Genomic DNA, 23841 nt, shown 5'->3' on the forward strand with positions numbered 1-23841 from the left:
TGTGATGTCCGAATCGGCGCCTGCGCCCTTGGCGATGACGGTGAGGTCCTTGCCCGCCGCGATGTTGGAGCCGACCGAGGACGTCGTGTTGCGGTTGGTGATGGTCTGGGTCTTGCTGCTGCCGATGTCCAGGCTCAGCGTCACGCCGCCCGCGCTCTGCGGGTCCGCCATCACTTCATCGTAGGTGTTGACCGCCGCCACGCCCGTGGTCACCAAGGCCAGGGCCTTCATGATCTTGTTGTCGGTCTTGCCGGCGGCGTTGCCCATGCGGTTCGCGGTTTGCATGGCATCAAGCAAGGGGTTCTTGGCGTTGATGCTGAGGCCGCTTTGCTTGACCTCGTGAAACTCTCTTTCACGGGCGGAGTCCTGGGCGGCGGCGATGTTGACCTGCTGGCCGATCAGGGTCACGTCGCCCTTGGGCGCGACCACGTTGCTGCCCACGATATTCAAGGTCTTGCCGGCGTTGATGAGCACGTCGCCTTCGACGCTGCCCACGGTGCTGGCCGTGTGGAAGACTTTCTTGCCATCGAGCGAGTCTGTCTGCTGGCGTTTGCCGTAGCTCAAGCCACCGGTCGCGCCGAGACCGGACTTGGTGACTTTCTTGTAGTCATAGCTGTCCGTGGTGTTGACGCCGGGCAGGATGTTCACGTCGCGCTCGGCGTTCATGACCAGGTTCTTCTGCGCGCCGACGTTGGAGCCGATGACGTTCAAATCCCTTCCGGCCATCAGCACGGCGGTATCGCCGGTGAAGGTCGAGCCCTGCGCCTGCGTCCAGTCGCCCGACTTGATGGTGTGGGTGGTCTTGGAAGACAGGAAGCCCTTGGTCTTGTAGTGGACCTCGTCGCGCGCAGAGCCCGTCTCCACGCCCGCGGTCAGGTTGATGTCGCGCCCCGCCGCGACCGCCAACTGCTTGCCGGCGGTGACATCGGCCGCACGAGCGTTGACATCCTGGCCTGCGATCAGGGTCAGGTTGCGGCCGGCGTCGATGACGGAGCCGATTTCCTTGCTGGTGCTCAGGTCATGACGATTGCGCCGGTTGAGCGCCATGCTTTCGCCATGGCTTTCCGTCAGCGTGGCCAGCGTGATGTCGCGACCGGCTTGCAGACGCGCGTCGTCCTTGACCATGACCTGCGCGGCGGTCAGCGTCAGGTCGCGGCCGGCCTGCATGTCGAGGGTGCCCGCCTCTACCCGCGCCACGCCGGTGAGGTGCGTGCCCCAGGTGCTGCCGTGGTTTTCGGAACCGGCGGTCGAGGTCAGCGCGATGTCGCGCCCGGCGGTCAGGGCGACCTTGTCGCCTTTGATCAGGGACGCGATGTTGGCCAGGTCTTCCCGCGCGGCGAGATTGACGCTGCCGCCCTGAATGGTGCCGCCAGCTTGGTTGACGATGTTGCCGGCGGTGACGACGGTGGCTTGCCGCGAACCGATGGTGCCGCTATTGGTGACTTTGCCTTCGGCGGCGATTTTCACATCGCGCCCGGCCATGAGCGTGCCGTCGCCCTTGAGGTCGCCTTCGCGCACCACCAGGTAGACCTGCGGCACCAGCACGGTTTCGGTGCTGCCGTCGGGCAAGGTGACGGTCTGTTCCACCAGCCAGACCAGGTCGGTGGTGAGCTGACGCTGCTGGGCCTCGGTCAGCGCGGAGCCAAGCTTGACGCCGTTGTCTAGCGCGAACTTGGCGCCCGCTGCGAGCAGGGCCTTGTACTGCGCGTCGTTGTCGCTGTAGTTCTCCAGGAAGCGCTGGCCGGTGGTGGCCAGGATCTGGTCGGACACCGCCTTCTGTTCATAGAAGCCGTCGCCCAGGCGCCTGGGTTGGCCCGAGGGCGTGAGGAACTTGGCGCCCGGCGGAATCAGCGCGGCCCAACCGCCCAGCCGGGACCCGGTCAGCGCGCCGCCGGCGGCAACCCCGGTCCCCGAGGAACCGCCGGACACATGGCCATCGGCGCCTGTATTGGCGTTGACGCCGCCAGACGGGTTGTCCCCCTGCTTGCGATCTCCCGTCAGGCCAGCGCCCGCGCCTGCCGTGTTGTCGATCGAGGTTCCCGGCAACGCGCCGGGCTGGCGCAGCAGGTCGAACAGATAGTCGCTGGAGACGTAGGGGCGTTGGCCCGTGAAACGCGGATCGGTGGACACGATGTACTGCGCGTCCGGCCGGCCGTTGATGGTGAACAGTTGGCTGTCGGGAATGCTGGCCGGATTGGATACGGTGCGGACGGCCTTGCCGCCCGGGAGGTCGAGGCTGGCGACCTGAACCGCGCCCGGCTTGCCGATCGCCGTAGAACCGGGCGTCTTGCCGCTCAGGCCGACCTGCACATTGCCGCCCGCTGTGGCGATGGGCAATTCGATGGGCTGGGCGGCCAGCGTGACGGTGTAGGGAGTGGAGTATTCCTTGCGGTCCCGGCGGCGCTCCTGCGTCACGGTTGCCGTGCCGTTGCGGGTGATGGTGCGCGTGCCGCCGGCGCCGATGTTGTTGATTTCCGGTCCGGATATCGACAACGCGCCGCCCGCCGCGATCTGACTCTTGTTGTTGGTGACGGCGCCGGTCAGCGTCATATTGCCGCCCGACAGGATGCGGGCGGGATCGGTGGAGGTCGTGCGCGATTCGGTGACGGTTTCGGTCACCTGGTAGTAGGTGAAATTGCCCACCAACCGATTGGCGTGGTCGGCGTTGAACTCGTGGATGCGCGCGTCCAGTTCCAAATGCCGGGCCTTGTAGGCGGCATAGGCCTCGTCGTGAGCCTTGCGGCGTTCGCTTTCCGCCGTGCATTCGGCACTCGTCCTGCAGGGACGATCCGGTTCCCGCCAAACGGGCATATCGCCCGCGGGCGGAGTCACGCCGAAGACCGCCCATACGCGCGCATCGTTGGCATACTTGAACTTTTCGGGCACTTGCGTGCAGTCGCCGCCGTTATCGCCGCCGGAGCAGACGTCGTAGGCCTTGGCATAGGCCGGCGGAATGGGCACATCCCGGCCCGCCTTGCCTTTGGTGCGCGGCACATAATCGAACGGAGGGCCGTAGCGATCCGCCGGGTACTTGGTCGACGGCAACAACAGCTTGCGTTCGGGATCGTCATTCAGCCACGCCGGATCCTTGCTGCACATGGGCGTGACTTCGTCGCACAGCCAGTTGGTTTCGGCGTCGTACATGTCCGTCGTGCCTTCTGGCGTGAAGTACACCTTGGGCTTGGACGACACCACCACGGTTTCGTTGGCGTAGTGATCGTTCCGGTTGATCAGCGATGCGGCCGAAATGCGGGCATCGCCGGCGGCTTCGATGGTGGCCGATGCGTTGATCAACGACACGGCCTGGCCGACGGCGCGGCCAATGGCGTCCAGCGCGCCGCCGATGCGCAGGTCTTTCGCCGCGTAGATCAGCGCATGCTCGCGGTTCACGAGGTTGGTGGCGCCCAGATCCAGATCGCCGCGCGAGGCGATCACGGCCCCGCCGCCCGCCCCCACGTCGTTGACCAGCGTACCCGCGCCGATGGAAATGGCGTCGCCGAATATGCGGCCCAGGTTGTTCAGGCTGCCGGCCCTGATGTTGGTGACGCCGCCGTCTATCAAGCCCTCGTTGGTCAGACCATTGGTGACGTTGAGGTTGTTGTTGCGCCCCGCCAGCAGTTCGCCCGTGGCCTGGTTGTGCAACGAGTCGGCCTTGATGTTCAGGTCGCGGCCGGCGCTGAGCCGGGCGCTGTTGTCCATGGCGCCACCCACCGCCAGGTTCAGGTCGCGGCCCGCGATGATGTCGCCGCTCTGGTTCAGCGCGCCGGCATATTCGAAGGAAAGATCGCCGGCGGACTCCACCACCCCCAGACCTTCCAGGGTTTTGACGATGACGGCCAGGCTCTTGCCGGCCAACACCTTGCCCTGCACGTTTTTCAGCGTGTCGGTCTCGATGCGCGCGTCGCCCTGCGAGACCACTTCGCCGGCGGTGTTGTCGACCTCCCTGGTCTTGATGGCGAGGCTCTCGCCCGCGTTGACGGCGCCGCCCCGGTTGTCCACCCCGTCGGCCACGATGCTCACGATCTTGCCCAACACGCCGCGCGCGGACGTGCCGGTGCCATTCAGCGTGTCGCGGTTATCCAGGCGGGACGCCAACAGCGTCAGCGTCCGATCGGCCTGGATCAGTCCGCGCTGGTTGTTGAGCGTGTCCGCGACGGTGACGTTCAGGTCGCCGCCCGCCACCGTGCCATCGCGGTTGTCCAGCGTACCCGCATTGATGCGCGCGTTGCCCGCGGCCGCGATCAGGCCGCCGGTGTTGTCCAGCGTCCCGCCCGCACCCAGATCGATGCGGGCATCGCCGGCGGAGGTGATCTTGCCGCCTGCGTTGCGCAAGTTGGCGGCGGACAAGTCCAGGCCGCCGCCATGAAGGGTTGCGCCGGCGGTGTCGATATCGCCCTTGGCCGACAGCGTCATCAGATTGTTGGCCGACAGCGTACCGCCCGCGAGCGACATATCGCCCGCCGCCGCGCCCGAGTCCGTGGCCGTCAGCGTCATGTCCTTGCCGGCGAGACTGGCGCCGGCATGCTGAATGGAGCCTGCCGTCAAACGCAAGCTGCCTGGCTGATTGAGCACGCCATCCGCGCCCACGCCCGCAGCCAGCCTGCCGGCATTGTCCAGCAGGCCTTGGGTGCGAACGTCGAGATCGCCGCCGGCCAGCACCGCGCCGGTGTTGGCGAGCGAGAAACCTGCGGTCAGGGTGGCATTCGTGGCCGCCACGGCCACGCCCGCATTGGCGAGCTTCCCGCCTGCGTCCAGGATCAGTGCGGCCGCGGATTGCAGGCGGCCGTCGGCGGCGATCCGCAAGTCGCCCGCCGCACTGGCGGACAGCGCGCCCGCCTGCGTGGCGATGATGCCGCCGAGCAGCGCGTCCTTGGCCGCGCGCAGCGTCAGACCGCGGCCGGCGGAAGCCGACCCCAACGTCTGCAACGTGCCGCCCGCAGCGGCAACCAGGACGCCGCCCGCCTGCACCTGCGAACCGGCGCCGAGCGTCAGATCGCCGCGCGCGGCCTGCAGCGACAGGTCGCCTTGCAGCGCCGCGACTGTGCCATCAATCTTGACGCGGTCACCCGCGGTCAGGGCCTGTTCGCGGCCGGCCAGCATGCGGCCCGCCACGTCCAGGAGTTCGTCCGCCGTCGCGGCGAGCTTGTTTGCGGCCTGCACCAGACCGTTCGCGCCCACTACGATATTCCGGCCCGTCATGGTCAGATTGGCATCGCTGGCAACGGACCCTTCCACTCGCGCATCGCGTGCAGCCGCCAAGGCCAGGTCGCGCACCGACGCCAAAGCGCCAGCGACAAAGAGGTCGCGGCCCGCGAGCGCGTTCAAGGCGCCTGCTGCCTGCACCTGGGCGCCCTGTTTGACGATCAGGTCACGCCCCGCCAACACGGACATGTCGCCAGCCTTGGACGTGGCGATCTCGCCCAACGCGGCCACCACGCCACCCAACCTGGCGTCGCCCCCGGCTTGCAGCATCAGCGCGCCGCCGGCAGCCAGCGTGCCGTCGGTGCCGACATCTCCCGCTGCGAGCAGGGACAGGTCCGTGGCGGCCTGCATGCGGCCGCCGGCAGCGACTTTAAGATCGCCTCCGGCGTCGGCGGTCAATCCGCCAGACAGCGCGGTGACGGTGCCATCGATGCCGATATGCCTGCGCGCCGCGAGGCTGGCTGGTGTGCCGCCGGTCACCACGCCGGTCACAAAGAGATCCCGGCCCGCTTGTGCACGCAGCGTGCCGCCGCTGCCCGCGCCGTCTGCCGTGCCGGCGGTGCCCGCGATATGCAGATCCTGTCCCGCGTCGAGCATCAGGCTGCGGCTGCCTTGCGCCAGCCCGTCCTTGCCCACGCGCAGATCTCCGCCAGCCGTGACGTTCAACAGGCCGTTGGCGATCGTCTTGCCGTTCAACAGCGCATCCGTCGTGGCCGTCAGGCGGATATCCTTCTCGCCGGAGAGGGTCCCGTCAAGAATCAGCTTGCCGCCGGACTGCGCCTCCAACAGCCCGCCTGCCTGCAACGCGCCCGCCGCGCCCAGCGCGAGATCGCCGCCGCTGACAGCAGAGAGCGCGCCGTCGCGCGCCAGGACGGAACCGTCGACCTTCAAGTCCCCGCGGGTGCGCAGATCTGCGCTGCGGCCGGCGATCCACTGGCCGGCAAGCGCGGCCGTGGCCGCGTCCGCGACCACCGAGCCGTCGGCCTGTATGCGCGCGTCCGAGGTCGAAGCCAGCGTCCCGTCCGTGCGCAATCGCAGATCGCCCACAGCCAAGGTCTGGCCCTTGAGCGTCAGGTCCGCGGCCGCGTCCAGCGCCACATCGGCCAGCGATGACACAATGCCGGCAGCCGTCAGGGAGGCGCCCGCCAGTGCGCTCAATGCGCCGCCAGCCAGCGCCTGGCTGCCGGCGCCCAAAGCCATATCCCGCCCGGCGCGCAATGCGAGTTCGCCCTGGGCCGAGGCGGCCACGCCATCCAGCTTCAGGTCGCCTGCGGCTTGCAGGCTCACGCCTTGATTGCCGCGCAGCTCACCCGCCATGGTTACGTCGCCGCCCGCGCTCAAACGCGCGACATCAGCCGACTCGATCCGACCCGTCGCGGCGATTTGCGCCGTCCCGCCAGCGGTAAGGTCCAACCTGCCGTCTGCGCTGATCGTGCCTTGGGCCGCGACATCGCCGCCGGCCGTCAGCGCCGCATCGGCCGTGGACACCAGCGTGCCGTCGGCCCGCGCGTCGCGGGCCGCGTCCAGGCTCACGCCTTTGCCCTGCAATCTGCTGGCAGCGCCCAGCGACAAGTCCCGCCCGGCGGATGCGCGCAAGCGATCGCCGAACGCCAACGCATCGCCTGCCACGCGCAAATCGCGCACGGCTTCCAGCGTCATGCCGCCATCGGTCAACGTCGTGCCGGCCAATGTGAGATCCTGGCCTGCGTTCAGGCGCAGCGTCCGGTCGCTTTGCACATGCCCGCCTTGGATGAGGGCGAGATCCCCGCGCGCGCGCAGATCCAGCGGACCCGCGGCGTACAGCTTGCCGCTTACCGAGGCGTTGCGCGCCGCCTGCGCGGACAATTCATCCAGGGAACTCAAGGCGCCGGAGACCAGCAGATCGCCGCCCGCCAGGGCTTCCACACGCCCCTTGGCCGCCACGCGGCCTTGCGCGCCGATCGCCAGGTCGCTCCCTGCTGCCAAGCGCAAAGCGCCCGTGGCGGCGGTCAACGTGCCATCCACGGTTGCGTGGCGCGCGGCGATCAATTCAATGCCGCCATTGCTTTGCAATGCGCCCGCGAGCGCCAGATCCTGACCGGCTTGCGCCGCCACGCCGCCCTCGACTTCCCACTGCGCCTGCGTATTGCCTCGCAAGTCGCGCGCGGCCCGCAGATCCAGGTTCCCGGCCGTCGAACCTTTGCCGGCGAGCGATATGTCGCGGCCGGCGGTCAATGCGATGTCTGCGCGTGAACCCATGGCGCCGGCTGCGGTCAGGTCGCCGTCGGCTCGTGCTGCGATGCCTACGCCCTGGGTACGGCTAGCAGCCCCCAGCAACAGATCGCCGCCGGCGGCAAGCGACAAGGTGCCGCCATACGCCAGAGCGTTGCCGTCGATGCGCATGCCCTGACCCGCCTGAAACGCCAATCCCGCATTGGTTTCAGCAACCCCAGCGAGGGTCAGTTCGCGTCCCGCCCGCAACTGCATCGCGCCTTCGGATTGCAGGATGGAACCCGCGCCCGCGACGAGCTTGCCGATGCTATCCACCGACAGCGGACCTCCGGCAAGCAGCTTGCCATCGACGGCGGCATCGCCTGCGGCCGCCACCGTCAACGCCTGTACTGATGACACCTCGCCCGCCGACCGGAACGCAGCGCCCGTGCGCAGGTCCGCCAGGCCGCCCGCCTGCGCCACGCCGCCCGCGCCGATGCTCAGGTCGCCGGCCGATGCCAGCCTCAGCGCGCCAGCCGTGGCGCCGGCCGTACCATCTAGCGACAGCTTGCCGTCCGCCCGGACGTCGAGGTCGCCATTGCTGCGCACGCTGCCCGTCAGCGCCGCGTCGCCGCCTGCTTGCAGCCGCGCCTTGCCGGTGCTGGCCAGTTGCCCGCTCACCTGCATGCCGCCCCGCGCTTCCAGCGTCAGGTCGCCATCGGCGCCGATGGCCGCGGAGACAGCCGTATCACGGCCGGCTTGCAGGCGGACGTCGCCCGCCGCCGCCATGGTTCCGCCAGCCCGCAAGTCGCGTGTCGCCATGGCTTCGACGACGTGTCCCTGCGTCTTGCTGGCGGCGCCCAGCTGGATATCGCCGCCACTGCGCATCTGCAGCGCGCCGCCGTAGGCCAGCGCGCTGCCGTCCACCTTCAGGCCGCGCGCGCTGTCGATGGACAACGCGCCATCCGTCAACGCCGACCCTGCCAGGCTCACGTCTTCGCCCGCGCGCAGGCTCATCGACTTGCCCGACTGCAACTTCGCGCCCGCAGCGGATGAAAGTTCGCCGCCGGCCTGGACCTGCAACTCGCGCGATGCGACGACGCGGCCCGGCAATTGGATGTCTCGTGCGGCCTGTAGCGCCACCGTCCCCTTGGCCGACACCAGGCCCGCGGAGCCATCGCCCGCTGCCGTCTCGCCGGACTTCGCCGGCGGCGGATTACCATCCTGGCCGGACCCCGAACCCGTACCCGAACCAGCGTCCGTTGCCGGGTCGCCGCCCGAATCCGAACCGCCGGTCACGGGCGGCACAGGATCCGGCACGCGGGTCGCAACGCCGGCGCGCACATGGCGGCCGGCCTGCGCGCTCAGATCCTGATCGCCCATCAGCAGAGAGCCCGACAAGGCCAGGTCTCGCCCTGCGGCCATGCGCAGCGCGTCCTGCGTCTGCAGGCTGCCCTGCGCCCCCACGGTCACGTCGCCCAGGGCGTTGACCGCCAGTTCCCCGCCCGCGCTCACCGCCCCGCGGATTGCGGCTTGCCCGCCTGCGCGCAAAGCCACCGTGCCCGACGCCTGCGCCGCGCCTGCCACTTCAAGATCGCGGCCCGCCGCCATCTGCAAGTTCTTCGCGGCCTGCACGGTGCCGCTGGGAGTGATGCGCAGGTCCCCGGCGGCGCTCACCTCCAGATCACCCGTAAGCGCCACGAGATTGCCGCCCACGTTCACGCCCACGCCGGCTTCCGTGCCGATCAGCCGTATGCTGTTGGCGTACATGCCGCCCAGTGCCGCCGTGTCCAGCGCCACCGCAGGCGCGGCGCCCTCGCCTTCGCGAGCCGACACCGCGCCAGAGCCGTAATCCACCCGCGATGCACCCGCCGTTACGTTCAGGCGCTGCGCCCAGATGCCCGCGTTGATCTCCAATGTGCGCGCCATCAGGTCCACCTGGCCGACGTTCCCGCCGAGCAGGCCGTCGCCTTCGACCCGGATCTTGCCGCTCGCTATGTCCAGACCGATGCTGCCGTCTGGCCCGACAGCGGGCTTGCCGGTGGTGAGCGTGGCGCGGTCCGCGTTCAGGAAGCCGCAGCCGTTGCAGGTGATGCCGGCCGGGTTGGCGACGATGACATTGGCCCGGTTGCCCGCCACTTCAAGCGCGCCGGCCAGCTGCGACGGATTGGGGGCAGTGACCTGATTCAGGATGGTCGTCGCGCGCTGGTTGCCCAGCATGGGGTTGCCCGCGACCTGGCCCGCCAGTTGCGTCTGGCTGGCCCCGCCGCTGTTGTTCAACACCACGCCGGAGCGGCCGACGTTGAAGTCCGTGAACTTGTTGTTCGACACCCCGCCCGCGGAAGGCGGCGCGATGTTCACGACCGGCACCCCGTTGGTCACGCCCACCACTGGCCGTTGGCCCGGAGCATTCCGGTCCACTGAGATAGGTAGCGTCTGCGCCAGGACCGGCGTCCAGACCTGGGTGTACAGCACGAGCCACACGATGGCGGAACGGAATTTGGACATGAGGCACACTCGGTAGTCGGTTCTTGTGGCGCGCTGCGGGACTCGCGGCGCAAGGAGCGAGGCGCGGGCGTGGCCCGGCCGCGCTTGACGCTAAAACTCGAACATCAGTGACGCAGCCAGTACGGTGCTCTGGGTCTTCAGGCTTTCTGGTCTCTTCAAGGGCCAACCCGCCGACAGGTCGTAACTCGCGCTCAGGCCGGGCAGGGCGATCCGGCCGCGCATGCCGGTCACCGCGCCGATCAGCGTGCGGCCGGACAGGTACTCCGCCGACGGGCCTCCGACCCGTCCGACGTCCAACCCGGTGTAGAACTGCTGACCCAGATCGCCGAGGTTCAGCGACAGGTCTTGGCGCAACGTCCAGCCGTCTTCGGCGGCCAGCGTCATCTCGCCATCGAAGCCGCGCACGGCGTAGCGATTGCCGATGGTGAAGTAGTCCGCCGGCACCACCGCGGTCTTGGCGTGCTGGATCTGCCAATTGGCCTGATACGCCACTTGCTGGCCCGCCACCTTGAACGGCAGATGCAGTCCGGCGTTGGCCGTGAGCAGGGTGCTGCGCCCGTTCCAGTCGGGATCGCCGTAGATGTAGCCGGGACGGTCGGAGAACTGCGGCAGCGTTCCGCGCACGCCGCCGCCTACGTCCAGCGCGGCGGGGCCGATGTACTGGCGATGCCCATAACCGAACTCATAGCCAGCGATGTCGCGTCGCTGCACGTCGATATCGACGTCGTTGATCGTGCTGTTGACGCGCTTGCGCAGGAATTTCAGCGTCACCGTGCCCTTGTAGGCGCCAGCCCGATAAGGCACCACGGACACGCCCGCCTCGATCTGCTTGGTGGTGCCGCCGTAGATGACCGGCTCGTCCAGACCCGCCACGGTCTGGCGATAGCGCGAACGGCTGGCGCCGGCGAACAGCGTCCAGTACCCGAAGGGAATGCTGTAGTTCATGGAGGCCGCGCGCGTTCCGGCGTCATCGCGGCGCAGCGCGGCGTTGCTGTTCCATGAAACCGACAACTGGTCATACAGGAACAACGGAGAATCCAGCGTGAGGCCGGCGTTGATCTGTTCCTTGCCGGTGGACTCCATGCCGCCGTTGTCACCGCCCAGGTAGGCGTGCCAACGCTTGCCGCTGCCGGGCTTGATGAGGATGTCGGAGTCGCCGACGCTCGGACCTGGCTCCACGTCTATGGTGGCATCGGCCTGGCCGCCAAGCCGCCGGATGTTTTCCAAGGCCTGGTCCAGATCGCGCTGATTCAGTTCGCCGCCCGGGCCGGTCGGCAGCGCCGTGCGCCACCAGCCCGCGGCGCCCTCGCTCTGGACTGCCGAAATGCGGCCTGGCACGTAACGCAACTGCAACTCGCCTGCGGCCAAGGATTGCTCCGGCACCAGTACGCGCGCGGTGATCAATCCTTGAGCGATGAGCAGCGCGTGCAAATGCTCCTGCAACTTCTTCAAACCCTGTCCGCCCAGGCAGGGGCCGATGGCGGACTCGGCCGCGCGGCGCAGCGCCGACGGCGGTTCGGGGGAGTCCCATTGCACTTCGCGCAGCACGAAGCACCGGCTTTCCTCGGGAAAGACCAGCGGCCCTTCCCCCGCGGCCGGCGCCTCGGGCGCGGACAGGACGTCTGGACGCTGCGCGGCGCGCGCGCGCTGCGCCTCGAGCTCCTGTTCCTGGCGGCGCTGGATCTCGGTGGCGCGGTCAGCGGCCGCGGGCAGTATGGGTTGGGCTGCCAAGGGGGATGCGAACACCGCCAGCAAGGCCACTGCGGTCAGCTTCATATGAAAGCCATTGCTTCTGGATTTTTCTTAATGAAACCGCCCGCGGATGCAGCGATTGCGCCTACCTGCAAAGGTCTGTTCGTTTTCATTTGGGAGGGACTACGTGCAAATGCGCGGTTCTGGTTGTTTGGCGCAATGCACGAATTCTGGTCAGCAAGATTTGTCGCAAGTTAAGCGAATGGCAGGCCGTTCCGCACCAGAAAATTCTGATAGTTGACAGTAGAAGAGCGCTTTTTCGGCCCTCAATGCCCCGCCCGGCGTCCTCGGAAGGCTGTGCCACAATTGCGCCCATGCACCAGGACAACCGCCTACTCCACTCCTCCCTGGCCACTCAGGCCGCGCAGCTCTCCTCCGCCTGGAAAGTCGCTTTCGAGACACGCGCCGTGGCCGACGCGCTGGCCGGCGTGATCGCCCATGTGGACAAGCGCCTGGAAGAAGGCGCGGTGGTCTATCCGGCCACGCCTTTCCGCGCCCTGCACGGCCTGGAGCCGTCGGACGTGCGCGTGGTGATCCTGGGACAAGATCCGTACCACGGCCCCGGTCAGGCCCAAGGTCTGGCCTTCTCAGTACCCGACGACTGCAAGCGGCCGCCCAGCCTGCGTAACATCTTCAATGAGATCGCCCAGGAGTTTCCGGGCACCCGCGTGCCGGCCGGCAACGACCTGAGCGATTGGGCGGATCAGGGCGTGCTGCTGCTGAACACCGCGCTGACCGTGGAAGACGGCCAGCCCGCCTCGCATGCCAAGCGTGGTTGGGAAACGGTGACGGATGCGTTGATCGCCCTGGTCGCGCGCGACCCGTCGCCCAAGGTTTTCATGCTGTGGGGAGCCCATGCCCAGGCCAAGCGGGCGTTGCTCCCGGACAACAGCGGCCACCTGGTCCTGATGTCCAACCACCCCTCGCCCCTGTCCGCCAGAAGGCCCCCAGTACCCTTCCTGGGCTGCGGCCACTTCCTGGCCACCAATCAGTGGCTGACCAACCAAGGGAAAAACCCTATTGATTGGGAGCTGGACAAAAAAATAATTCCCATGCAGGGCGAATTCGGGTTATGATCGCCGCACTGCACAAAACGAGTTCGGCATTTACCGCCTTGATTTAGCGGAAATTTTCGCAGTCTGCCGGGTGACACAGCCCCGGCCCCATGCCGAACATCATCGATTCCTGACCTCCTTTCCTTTCGCCCTGCGTTCCACTCAGTACACGAGAACGCGCCACGCGCACGGTTGATTCGGTCGGCACGATGCTCCATCAACCGTCGCCTGGATCCGGCCGCCTAATCCCCTGGCCCGACCAAGCACTGCGTCGCATTGATTGCGGCAAGGGAAAGTAATGTCTTTCGAAAACCTGGGTCTTGCGCCCGCTCTGTTGTCGGCCATTCAAGACGCTGGCTTCACCTCCCCCACTCCCGTCCAAGCTTCGGCCATTCCGCAAGCGCTGGCTGGCCACGACCTGATGGTGTCCTCGCAGACGGGTAGCGGCAAGACCGCGGCCTTCATGCTGCCGGCCCTGCACCGCATCGCCCAGATGCCCGCCAACAAGGGCGTCGGCGTGCAAGTGCTGGTGCTGACCCCGACCCGCGAACTGGCCCTGCAAGTCACGGACGCCACCGCCACCTACGGCCGCAAGCTGGCCGACCTGCGCACCGCCACCGTCGTCGGCGGCATGCCTTACGGCGCGCAGCTGAAGGCGCTGTCGCGCCGCGTGGACGTGCTGGTCGCCACCCCCGGCCGCCTGATCGACCACCTGAACTCGGGCCGCGTCAAGCTGAACACCGTGCACACGCTGGTGCTGGACGAAGCCGACCGCATGCTGGACATGGGCTTCATCGAAGATATCGAGACCATCGTCAGCCGCCTGCCGGAAGGCCGCCAGACGCTGCTGTTCTCGGCCACGCTGGACGGCACCGTCGCCAAGCTGGCCTCGCGCATGATGCGCGAGCCGCAGCGCATCGAGATCGCCGGCGCCAAGGAAAAGCACACCAACATCACGCAAAGCCTGCTGTACGCGGACGATGCCAGCCACAAGATGCAGCTGCTGGACCACGTGCTGCGCGACGCCTCGCTGGACCAGGCCATCGTCTTCACGTCGACCAAGCGCGGCGCCGACGATCTGGCCGACCGCCTGGCCGACCAAGGCTTTGCCGCCGCCGCCCTGCACGGCGACATGAACCAGCGCCAACGCACCCGCACGCTGTCGCAACTGCAGCGCGGCCAACTGCGCATCCTGGTCGCCACCGACGTGGCTGCCCGCGGCATCGACGTGCAAGGCATCAGCCACGCCGTCAACTTCGACCTGCCGATGCAAGCCGAAGACTACGTGCACCGTATCGGCCGTACCGGCCGCGCCGGCCGCAGCGGCCTGGCCTTCACGCTGGCAACGCATTCCGAGCGCCATAAGGTCCGCCGCATCGAGCACTACATCGGCCAATCGATCACCCCCGAAGTGATCGCCGGCCTGGAACCCAAGCGCACCCCGCGCCCCTCGGCTGGCGGCGCCGGCCCGCGTGGCGGCAAGCCGTTCGGCAAGCGTCCCGGCGGCGGCTACCAGGGCAACCGCGAAGGCCGTTCCTTCGGCGGCCCGCGTGGCGAATTCAAGCCGCGTGAAGGCGGCTATCAAGGCAACCGCGAGGGCGGCCCGCGCGAAGGCGGCTACCAAGGCAATCGCCCGTTCGGCGACCGCCCGGCCCGTTCCTTCAGCGATCGTCCGAGCTTCGGCGACCGTCCGCAGCGTGAAGGCGGCTACCAGGGCAACCGCCCCTTCGGTGACCGTCCGCAGCGCGAAGGCGGCTTCCGCGGCGGCGACCGCGATTCGCGTCCCAGCTTCGGCGACCGCCCCAGCTACGGCGACCGCCCCCAGCGCGATGCCCGCCCGTTCAGCGAGCGCGGCCCGCGTGAAGGCGGTTTCCGTGGCGGCGACCGCGACTCGCGCCCCAGCTACAACGACCGCGCCAGCTTTGGCGACCGCCCGAGCTTTGGCGACCGTCCCAGCTTCGGTGACCGTCCGCAGCGTGAAGGCGGCTTCCGCGGCGGCGACCGTCCGGAAGGCGGTTTCCGTGGCAAGCCCTCGTTCGACAAGCGCCCCGGCGGCCCCGCCAAGCGCTTCGGCAAGTCGGCTGACCGCCGCGGCTAATCCGCCCGCTTGAACCCAACACAAACCCCGCGCCTGTCGCGGGGTTTGTTTTTTGGGAAAATGACCGCTTGTCCACGCACCGCCCGACCATGCAACGATCCGCCCCCGCCAACCTGCCCGCCCTTACTCCCGCCGCCGAGGAACACAGCGCAGCCGCTGCCGCGCATCTGCGCGCCACCATCGCCGCCCATGGCGGCTGGCTGTCGTTCGACCACTGGATGGCGCAGGCTCTGTACGCGCCCGGGCTGGGCTATTACGCGGCCGGCAACGTCAAGCTGGCCGAGGCCGACGGCGACGTCCGCACGCCTGCCGGCGACTTCGTCACCGCGCCCCAGCTGACGCCGCTGTTCGCCCGCACGCTGGCCCGCCAGGCCGCCCAGGTGCTGCGCCAGACGCAGACCGACGCCGTGCTGGAATTCGGCGCCGGCACCGGCGCCCTGGCCGAAGGCGTGCTGCGCGAACTGGATGCGATGGGCCTGGATCAAACCCGCTACCTGATCCTGGAAGTGTCGGCCGACCTGCGCGCCCGCCAGGCTGAAAGGCTGGCGGCATTCGGCGAGCGCGTGCAATGGCTGGACGCGCTGCCCCAGCGCTTTGCCGGCTGCGTGCTGGCCAACGAAGTACTGGACGCGATGCCGGTGTCGATCTTCCGCTGGAGCGATACGGGCGACGTGCTGGAGCGCGGCGTGGCGGTGGACGCCGCGCAAGGCTTCGTCTGGGAAGACCGCCCGGCGCCGCCGGCGCTAGCCGCCGCTGTCGCCGCCCGCATGCCGGCCCTGCCCGGTTACGTGTCCGAGATCAACCTGCAAGGCGAAGCCTGGATCGCCGCCATGGGCGGCTGGCTGGAACGCGGCGCGGCGCTGCTGCTGGACTACGGCTTTCCGCGCAGCGAGTACTACCATCCGCAGCGGGCCGGCGGCACGCTCATGTGCCACCTGCGCCATCACGCCCACGGCGATCCGTTCACCGCGCCGGGCCTGCAGGACATCACCGCGCACGTCGATTTCACCGCCATGGCGGATGCCGCGCTCGAGGCCGGCATGCAAGTCCTGGGCTATACCTCGCAGGCCCGCTTCCTGATGAATGCGGGGCTGATGGATCTGTTGGCGCAACTGGATCCGAGCGACGTGCAGCAATACGCGCAAGCCGTGGCGCCCGTGCAGAAGCTCTTGTCCGAATCGGAGATGGGCGAACTGTTCAAGGTGTTGGCGGTGGGACGCGGCATCACCGAACCGCTGGCAGGGTTCTCGCGCGGCGACCGGTTGGGCAAGCTGTAGGAACGCGTGGCGGCCTCATAGGCATGGCCGCCACGTTTTCAGATCCATAGCGGAATCACTGCGCCCGCAGGCGCTCCAGGCGCGCGGCGCGCACCTGCTCCTTGATGCGCGCCGGTTCTCCGGCGCAAGCTTTGGCGATAGCTCCGGCGTCCACGCCGCGCACGATTGCCACGCGCGATTGCCAGGCCGCTCGGTCCACGGAGCGCAGCACGGCCGCCGCATCCAGCAGATCCAGAAAGCGTTCCGGCTTGCGCAGCGCATCGGCGCGCTCCATCAGCGCCAGTTGCGCATCCGCGGGATCGGCGCCTTGCTCCACCGCGTCCAGCCCCGCCAACACTTCCGGCAATAGCCGCGCGTAATCGTTGCATTCCGTGGGCACGCGCAGGCGGCGGCCCATGGCGTCGCGTTCAGGCGTCAGTCGACACAGCAAGGCATAGCGCCCCGGCAGCGACAGGCCCTGCGCGGCCGCGCGATCCACGTCGGCCGCGGTCTGTTCCACCCCTTGCAGCTCGGGCATCACGCGCGCCAGCGCGCCGCATTGCTGCAGGATGCCCAGCATGCGCGACGGCGCCGCCGCCATCAGGCCGCGCGACAATTCCTTCCAGACCCGTTCTGCCACCAGCGCGTCGGCCTCGCCGGCCTCGACCATGCGGCGGCACAGCGCCAGGGTCTCGGGCGCCACGGAAAAATCGGCAAAGCGGGCCGCGAACCGGGCCAGCCGCAGAATGCGTACCGGATCCTCTTCGAAGGCCTCGCCAACGTGGCGGAAGATGCGGTCGCGCACGTCGGCGGCCCCGCCCAGGGGATCAACCAGCTCGCCGTCCTGCTTCTGCGCGATGGCGTTGACGGTCAGGTCGCGGCGGCGCAGATCCTCTTCCAGCGTGACGTCGGCGCCCGTATAGAACGTGAAGCCCTTGTAGCCCCGCCCCGACTTGCGCTCGGTGCGCGCCAGCGCGTATTCCTCTTTGCTGCGCGGATGCAGGAACACGGGGAAATCGCCGCCCACGGGCACGAAGCCGCGGCGAGCCATGTCCTCGGGTGTGGCGCCAACCACGACCCAGTCGTGGTCGCCGGGGGGGAGGCCGAGCAGCGCATCGCGCACCGCTCCGCCCACGATATAGACCTGCAGGCCGTCCGTGGCCGGATCCCGCGTCATGGGATCGAAGTGCTTTCCGCGCCCAGCGGCACGATGTTGCCCAGGCGTTCCTTCAGGGACTGGGGCTGGCCGGTGAACATGGCGGCGTAATACACCGAGTTGGACATCACGTTCTTGACGTAGGTGCGCGTCTCGTTGAACGGGATGGTCTCGGCAAAGATCGCGCCTTCCACTGGATGCGTGAAGGTCGAGCGCCAGTTGTGCGGACGGCGCGGGCCAGCGTTATAGCCTGCGCTGGCCAGCATCTGCGAACCGTTCAGGTCACGCAGCACCATGTTCAGATAGTTGGTGCCGAGTTCGGTGTTGGTGTCGAAGTCGTTGACGCTGTCGGGCGTGAAGTTGCTCATGCCGATCTTGCCCGCGACCCACTTGGCCGTGGCCGGCATCAGCTGCATCAGGCCGGACGCGCCGACGTGCGAACGCGCGTCCATGATGAAGCGCGATTCCTGGCGGATCAGGCCATAGACCCAGGCCGGATCCAGCGCGATGGCGTTGGCCTTGGCGGTGACGCGGCCTTCGAAGGGCGCGATGAAGCGCTGGCTGAAGTCGAACTCTTTTTCCGTGCGGTCGGAGGTGTTGACCACGCGGTCATAGATGTTCTCGGCGCGCGCCAATTCGGCGGCGGCCATCAGTTGACGATCGCTCATGCCGCGCAGCGTGAAGTTCCATTCCGGCACGGCTTCGGCGCGCCAACCCAGGCGGAAGAGCTGGATCGCGCGGCGCAGGCCGGGGTTGGCGCGGGCCTCGGTGATTTCCTGGTCGCTGAGGGGCGCGGGGCGCGGCGGCACGGTGATGCGGCGGCCCAGTTCCTCGGCAGCCAGCTGGCCGTAAAAGTCGAAGCGGTCGGCGATGCTGGCGTAGGCGGTGGCGGCCTGTTCCTTGTTGCCGCGCGCGGCCTGGCCGCGGGCCTTCCAGTAGATCCAGGACGAATCGGCCTGCTGCGAGGCGGGCATCTGGTCGATGGATTCCATGACCCATTTCCAGTCGATCTTGGGCTGGCGCAAGGCGGCGCGCACCTTCCAGGCGGCGTTGTATTCCGTCATGCGGATGTGGCCGGCCTCGTGGTACCAGTCGTCGGCGCGGCTGTCGAGATTCAGCGCGGCGACCAGCGCGTACTGGCCGCGGACCCAGGCCAGGTTCGACTTGGCCATGGACTTGGACCAGTCCCCGGACTTGCCCCATTCGCGGCGCAGGTAGGAATCCGCCACGCTGACGTCGGAACGCGCCAGGCGCGCCAAGGCGATCGTCACCAGTTCCTTCTCGTTGCGGCCCACGGGTTGACGGCTCTGGCGCGTCAGCCACTTCATGGGGTCCTTCATGAGCTGGTCATAGGTTTTCAGGTCGCCCGGCTCGAACATGTACTGCGCGAACTTGCGCGCGTCGGCGGTCTTGTTGGCTTCGATGGCGTCGCGCAGCTGGGGTTCCAATTGCTCCCAACCCATGATGCCGTCGGCGACCAGCTGGTCGTACAGCGCCCAGCAGGCGCCGCCCGGCGCGAACACGGCCGCGGCCTGCGCCGCCGTGGCGCGCTGCCCGGTCATGTGCTTGGCATCGAGGATGGCGCACTCGATCTGCGCATTGCTGTTCTTCACGGGCGCGAGCTTGCGCACGGTTTCGAAGTCCCCGCTGCGGGCCGCGGCCAGCAGCCAGTCGCCGCGCAGGCGGTCGGCCAGGTAGGCGTCGGAATTGCCGCTGATGAACTTCTGCAGGTCGGCGGTGGGCCGGCCGGTGGCGGGCGGGGTCCACAACTGATAGCGCAGCAACCAATATTCGGGATACATGCCCAGCGGATCCGGCTTGGCCTGCGGCACCAGCGCGCCCAGCACGGACCACTGCTTGCGGTTCATGGCTTCGCGCGCAGCGACCACGGCGGCGAGCGCGGGGGTCTGGGAAGTCGGCGGCAGGCCGGCCAGCACCGCGGGCGGCACGGAAATGGCGGGTTGCGCGGCCTGAACGGCGGGCTGAGGCTGGGGCTGGGTGTTGACCGACGCGCTGCGCTGCTGCGCGTCCACCGGTGCACAGGCCGCGGTGAACAGCGCCAGCAGCGGCAGCCAGCGGCGCAGGCCGGGAGCGGCCTCGGTGGCGGCGGCGGACCCGGATTTCCGCGCGGTTTTCTGATACCGTCCGGGTTGCAGAGTCTGTGTCATGCCCTGTCCCTCATACACTGGCCTTGCCGTACGCCAGCATGCCGGCAATCCACCTGTTCGTCCGCATGCGTCCGCACATTCGCCATCATTTGTCCATCCCTCTTACAGCCACCGCATGACTACGCAAAATACTCCAGAGGATACCGCAGTACCGCTACGCGCGCGATTGCGGAAACTGCGCGCCGAACTGCCGGAAGACCAGCGTAGCCGCGGCGGCCTGCTCATGCGCGCGCGCCTGTTCACCTGGCTGAATGTGGCGCGCGATGAGGCCGTGCGCGCGGGCCGCCCCGCGCCCGCTACCGTGGCCGCCTTCTGGCCCATGGCCGACGAACCGGACCTGCGCCCGCTGCTAGAACAATGGGTCGAAAACGGCGTGACCGTGGCCCTGCCCGTGGTGCGCGAACGCAATGCCCCGCTGGCCTTCCTGCCCTGGACGCCGGATGCCGAATTGCGTGCCGGCCCCTACGGCATCCAGGAACCCGTCGCCGGCGCCGAACTGCTGCCCGACGTGGTGCTGGTCCCCACCCTGGGCTACACCGAACAGGGCGACCGCCTGGGCTATGGCGGCGGCTATTACGACCGCACCCTGGCCGCGCTGCGCGACCGCGGCCACCCGTTCATCGCCATCGGCATCGCCTGGAGCTGCGGCGAGCTGGACGCCGGTTATGAACCCGCCGCCCACGACTTCCCGCTGGACGCGGTACTGACCCAGGACGGCTGGGTGCCCCAGGCGCCGCTGGAACAAGGCGGCACCAGCGGCACCACGCTGCACAGCTTCCGCATGAACTGACGCACCAGTTCTGCTCCACCAGTTTGCACCAATACGGTGCACGACCTATCATAGGGACTGCTGCCGGGCCTAGCCCAGACCCCGGCCGCAGCACGCAGCGCCCGCGCACTTCCGGGCGCTTTCTTCGGCAGCGCCGCCCCACCCGTTCCCCTGGCCAAGCATTTCCGCGCCAGCCCCGCTGACCCCGATCCACCCGCCAGCCCCGGCCAATCCGCGCCTGGCGCCCACGCCATCCCCTGGCCTCAGCCGCCGCGGCGATGGCGCCGCAACGCCCTTCGGAGGATATTGGTTCTCAGGGGCGCCCCCCGCGCGCGCCAGCCAGGCTGGCATGCGGGTTGCTTAATCCATTGCAACCGGCCGGATATCGGCCGGACGGCGGCCGCGCGCGAGCCGGCTGCCGGCACCTGTACCGGAGGAGCCATGAAGGACAGATCATCCCGTCCCGCCGCCTATGACGAAATGCGCGACAGCGCCGGCGGCATACGCTCCCACTACCAGGCTTTCGAGCGCTGGCATGACGAGCAGTCCGCGCAGGCCATGGCCGCGCGCCGCCTGGAAGCAGACCTGAGCTTTCGCCGGGTCGGCATCACGTTTTCGGTGGCGGGCGACGCGGCCGGCACCGAACGCCTGATCCCCTTCGACCTGATCCCGCGCGTCATCCCCGCCGCCGAATGGCGTTTGCTGGAAGCCGGCCTGAAGCAGCGGGTGCGCGCGCTCAATATGTTCATCCACGACATCTATCACGGGCACGACATCGTGCGCGCGGACGTGGTGCCCGCCGAGCAGGTGTTCCTGAACGCCCAATACCGTCCCGAGATGCAGGACGTGGACGTGGCCGAGGACATCTACTGCCACATCGCCGGGGTGGATATCGTGCGCGCCGGCGCGGGCGAGTTCTATGTGCTGGAAGACAATCTGCGGGTGCCATCCGGCGTGTCCTACATGCTGGAGAACCGCAAGATGTCGATGCGGCTGATGCCCGACGCCTTCAGCCGCATCAAGGTGGAACCGGTGGCGCACTACCCGGACCTGCTGCTGGACAACCTGCGCGAAGTCGCGCCGCATGGCGGCGACGATCCCACCGTGGTGGTGCTGACGCCCGGCATGTACAACTCGGCCTACTTCGAACACGCCTTCCTGGCGCAGCAGATGGGCGTGGAACTCGTCGAAGGCCAGGACCTGTTCGTCGAACAGAACACCGTCTACATGCGCACCACGCAGGGGCCGCGCAAGGTCGACGTGATCTACCGCCGCCTGGACGACGACTTCCTCGATCCGCTGTCATTCCGCGCCGACTCCGCGCTGGGCGTGCCCGGCCTGCTGTCGGTGTACCGCGCCGGCCGCGTGACGCTGGCCAACGCCATCGGCACCGGGATCGCCGACGACAAGTCCACCTATCTGTACGTGCCCGACATGATCCGCTTCTATCTGGGCGAGGAGCCGATACTGTCCAACGTCCCCACCTGGCGCTGCAACCGGCCCGACGAGCTGTCGCACGTGCTGGCCCACATGCACGAACTGGTGGTGAAGGAAGTCCATGGCTCGGGCGGCTACGGCATGCTGGTGGGGCCGTCTGCCTCGCGCGCCGAGGTCGAGGCCTTCAAGGACCGCGTGCGCGCCAACCCCGCCAATTACATCGCGCAGCCCACGCTGGCGCTGTCCACCGTGCCGACCTACGTGGAATCGGGCGTGGCGCCGCGCCATGTGGACCTGCGCCCCTACGTGCTGTGCGGCAAGGACATCCGCACCGTGCCGGGCGGCCTGTGCCGCGTGGCGCTGACCGAGGGCTCGCTGGTGGTCAACAGCAGCCAGGGCGGCGGCACCAAGGACACCTGGGTGCTGGAGGAGGACTGAACATGCTGAGCCGAACCGCCGACAATCTGTTCTGGATGTGCCGCTACACCGAACGCGCCGAAAACACCGCCCGCATGCTGGACGTGAACCTGCAGATGTCGCTGCTGCCGCAGGACGCGCAGCGGCGCGAAGGCTCGTGGCTGGGCGTGCTGCGCATCTCCGAGCTGCAAGGCTTGTACCAGAGCAAGTACGCCTCCATCTCGCCGCACGACGTGCTGCAGTACATGGTGCGCGATCCCGAGAACCCCTCGTCCATCTATTCCTGCATGCGCGCCGCCCGCGAGAACGCGCGCGCCGTGCGCGGCAGCCTCACCACCGAGGTCTGGGAAACCTACAACACCACCTGGCTGGAACTGCTCAAGCACCTGCACACGGGCTTGCTGGAACGCAACCCGGGCGAGTTCTTCGAATGGGTCAAGTTCCGTTCGCACCTGGCGCGCGGCGTCACCATCGGCACCATGCTGGAGGACGAGGCCCTGTACTTCCTGCGCATCGGCATGCACCTGGAACGCGCCGACAACACCGCGCGCATGCTGGACGTGAAGTTCCATGAACGCGGGTCCAACGGCCACGATGGCCGAACCGAGGGCGCCGGCGCGGCGGCGCTGCAAAGCGAGTTCTACCGCTGGTCGGCGCTGCTCAGCTCGGTGTCCGGCCTGGAGATTTACCGCAAGGTATATCGCGACGTCATCACCCCCGACCGCGTGGCCGAGCTGCTGATCCTGCACGGCGACATGCCGCGCTCGCTGCTGGCCTCGATGCGCGCAGTGGCCGACGACCTGGCGCGTGTCTCCAACCAACGCTCGACCGAAACCGAGAGGCGCGCCGGCATGCTGTGCGCGGAACTGCAATACGGTCGCGTCGAGGACATCCTGGACAGCGGCCTGCATCAATACCTGGAGCACTTCCTCGACCGCATCAACGATCTGGGCAACCGGATCAGCCAGGATTTCCTGGTGCCGCTGTCGGCCTAGACCGGAGACCGGAATGAAACAGATCATCACCCACGTCACTCACTACCGCTACACCGCCCCGGTCACCTACAGCATCCAGACCTTGCGCCTGACCCCGCGCGACGACGAGCACCAGCGCGTGCTGCGCTGGCATATCGAAGCCCCCGGCGAACTGGACAAGCAGGTGGATGCCTACGGCAACATCACGCACACGCTGACGCTCAACCAGCCGCACACCGACATCGAGTTGCGCGTGGTCGGGCAGGTGCTGGTGGCGCCGCTGGAACGCGGCCTGCTGGGCAGCGAGGACAGCCGCCTGCCGGTGCACGCCTATTGCGTGCAGACGCCGCTGACCCAGGCCGACGACACCGTCATGGCCTTCGTGCGCGACGCGCTGCCGGGCGGTCTGCATACGCCGGACGACGTGCTGGCCCTGGCCACCGCGGTCAGCGACCGCGTCGCCTACGAGCCCGGCACCACCGATGTCACCACCGCCGCCAACCAGGTGCTGGCCATGGGCCACGGCGTCTGCCAGGACCATGCCCACCTCTTCCTGGCCTGCGTGCGCGGCCTGGGCGTGCCCGCGCGCTACGTCAGCGGCTACCTGTACACCACCGCCGAACACGCCGCCAGCCACGCCTGGGCCGACGTCTGGCTGCCCGACGTGGGCTGGACCAGCGTGGACATCACCAACCGCCAATTCGCCTCGGACTGCCATTGCCGGCTGGCGGTGGCGCGGGACTACGACTCGGCTTCGCCGGTGCGCGGCGTGCGCAGCGGCGGCGGCCAGGAATCCATGGAGGTCAGCGTGCAGGTCCAGACCAGCGCCCAGCAGTAACATCCCGCCAGCCGCGCCGCA

The 23841-nt window shown here is 68.3% G+C and carries 11 protein-coding genes; 7 read left to right on the forward strand and 4 right to left on the reverse strand.

Annotation, left to right across the window (positions count from 1 at the left end):
• Both AC1RHV_RS11285 and AC1RHV_RS11290 read right to left on the reverse strand, forming a co-directional pair.
• The coding region (locus AC1RHV_RS11285) for a two-partner secretion domain-containing protein (protein WP_492300834.1) at window positions 1–9900 on the reverse strand (9900 nt) is incomplete at its 3' end.
• Between the two features lie 90 nt (window positions 9901–9990).
• The gene (locus AC1RHV_RS11290) at window positions 9991–11676 is read right to left on the reverse strand and encodes a ShlB/FhaC/HecB family hemolysin secretion/activation protein (RefSeq protein WP_492300836.1); all 1686 of its coding nucleotides are present in this window, start codon (window positions 11674–11676) and stop codon (window positions 9991–9993) included.
• A 290-nt stretch (window positions 11677–11966) separates the two neighbouring features.
• Here AC1RHV_RS11290 and AC1RHV_RS11295 point away from each other — a divergent pair, with 290 nt between their 5' ends.
• The 3 genes from AC1RHV_RS11295 (at window position 11967) to AC1RHV_RS11305 (ending at window position 16082) form a co-directional block, all read left to right on the forward strand.
• Window positions 11967–12728 carry a uracil-DNA glycosylase gene (locus AC1RHV_RS11295; RefSeq protein ID WP_492300838.1) on the forward strand — a complete coding sequence of 254 codons (762 nt, stop codon included), beginning with the start codon at window positions 11967–11969 and terminating at the stop codon, window positions 12726–12728.
• A gap of 277 nt (window positions 12729–13005) precedes the next feature.
• Window positions 13006–14805: a DEAD/DEAH box helicase gene (locus AC1RHV_RS11300; protein ID WP_054456966.1), complete on the forward strand. Its 1800-nt coding sequence runs from the start codon at window positions 13006–13008 to the stop codon at window positions 14803–14805.
• A gap of 89 nt (window positions 14806–14894) precedes the next feature.
• The gene (locus AC1RHV_RS11305; protein WP_492300839.1) at window positions 14895–16082 is read left to right on the forward strand and encodes a class I SAM-dependent methyltransferase; all 1188 of its coding nucleotides are present in this window, start codon (window positions 14895–14897) and stop codon (window positions 16080–16082) included.
• Between the two features lie 55 nt (window positions 16083–16137).
• On the opposite strand, the gene AC1RHV_RS11310 is transcribed toward AC1RHV_RS11305, so the two are convergent.
• Together AC1RHV_RS11310 and AC1RHV_RS11315 are read right to left on the reverse strand one after the other, a co-directional pair.
• Window positions 16138–17238: a tRNA nucleotidyltransferase/poly(A) polymerase-related protein gene (locus tag AC1RHV_RS11310; RefSeq protein WP_119450167.1), complete on the reverse strand. Its 1101-nt coding sequence runs from the start codon at window positions 17236–17238 to the stop codon at window positions 16138–16140.
• Window positions 17235–19385 (reverse strand): lytic transglycosylase domain-containing protein, encoded by a 2151-nt coding sequence (locus tag AC1RHV_RS11315; RefSeq protein ID WP_192353129.1) that lies wholly within the window; start codon window positions 19383–19385, stop codon window positions 17235–17237. The genes AC1RHV_RS11310 and AC1RHV_RS11315 overlap by 4 nt, the downstream gene beginning before the upstream one ends.
• A gap of 115 nt (window positions 19386–19500) precedes the next feature.
• On the opposite strand from AC1RHV_RS11315, the gene AC1RHV_RS11320 reads away from it, so the two are divergent.
• The 4 genes from AC1RHV_RS11320 (at window position 19501) to AC1RHV_RS11335 (ending at window position 23820) form a co-directional block, all read left to right on the forward strand.
• Window positions 19501–20175: a 5-formyltetrahydrofolate cyclo-ligase gene (locus AC1RHV_RS11320; RefSeq protein ID WP_054456975.1), complete on the forward strand. Its 675-nt coding sequence runs from the start codon at window positions 19501–19503 to the stop codon at window positions 20173–20175.
• Window positions 20176–20595: 420 nt separating this feature from the next.
• Entirely contained in the window at window positions 20596–22029 is a 1434-nt protein-coding gene (locus AC1RHV_RS11325; RefSeq protein WP_119450165.1) for a circularly permuted type 2 ATP-grasp protein, read from the forward strand.
• Window positions 22030–22031: 2 nt separating this feature from the next.
• Window positions 22032–23003, forward strand: a complete 972-nt coding sequence (locus AC1RHV_RS11330; RefSeq protein ID WP_054456979.1) for an alpha-E domain-containing protein — start codon at window positions 22032–22034, stop codon at window positions 23001–23003.
• Between the two features lie 13 nt (window positions 23004–23016).
• Window positions 23017–23820, forward strand: coding sequence for a transglutaminase family protein (locus AC1RHV_RS11335; protein ID WP_054456981.1), 804 nt, complete (start codon window positions 23017–23019; stop codon window positions 23818–23820).
• Window positions 23821–23841: the final 21 nt, after the last annotated feature.

It is taken from the genome of Achromobacter sp. GW823-FHT04E03 (assembly GCF_058796095.1).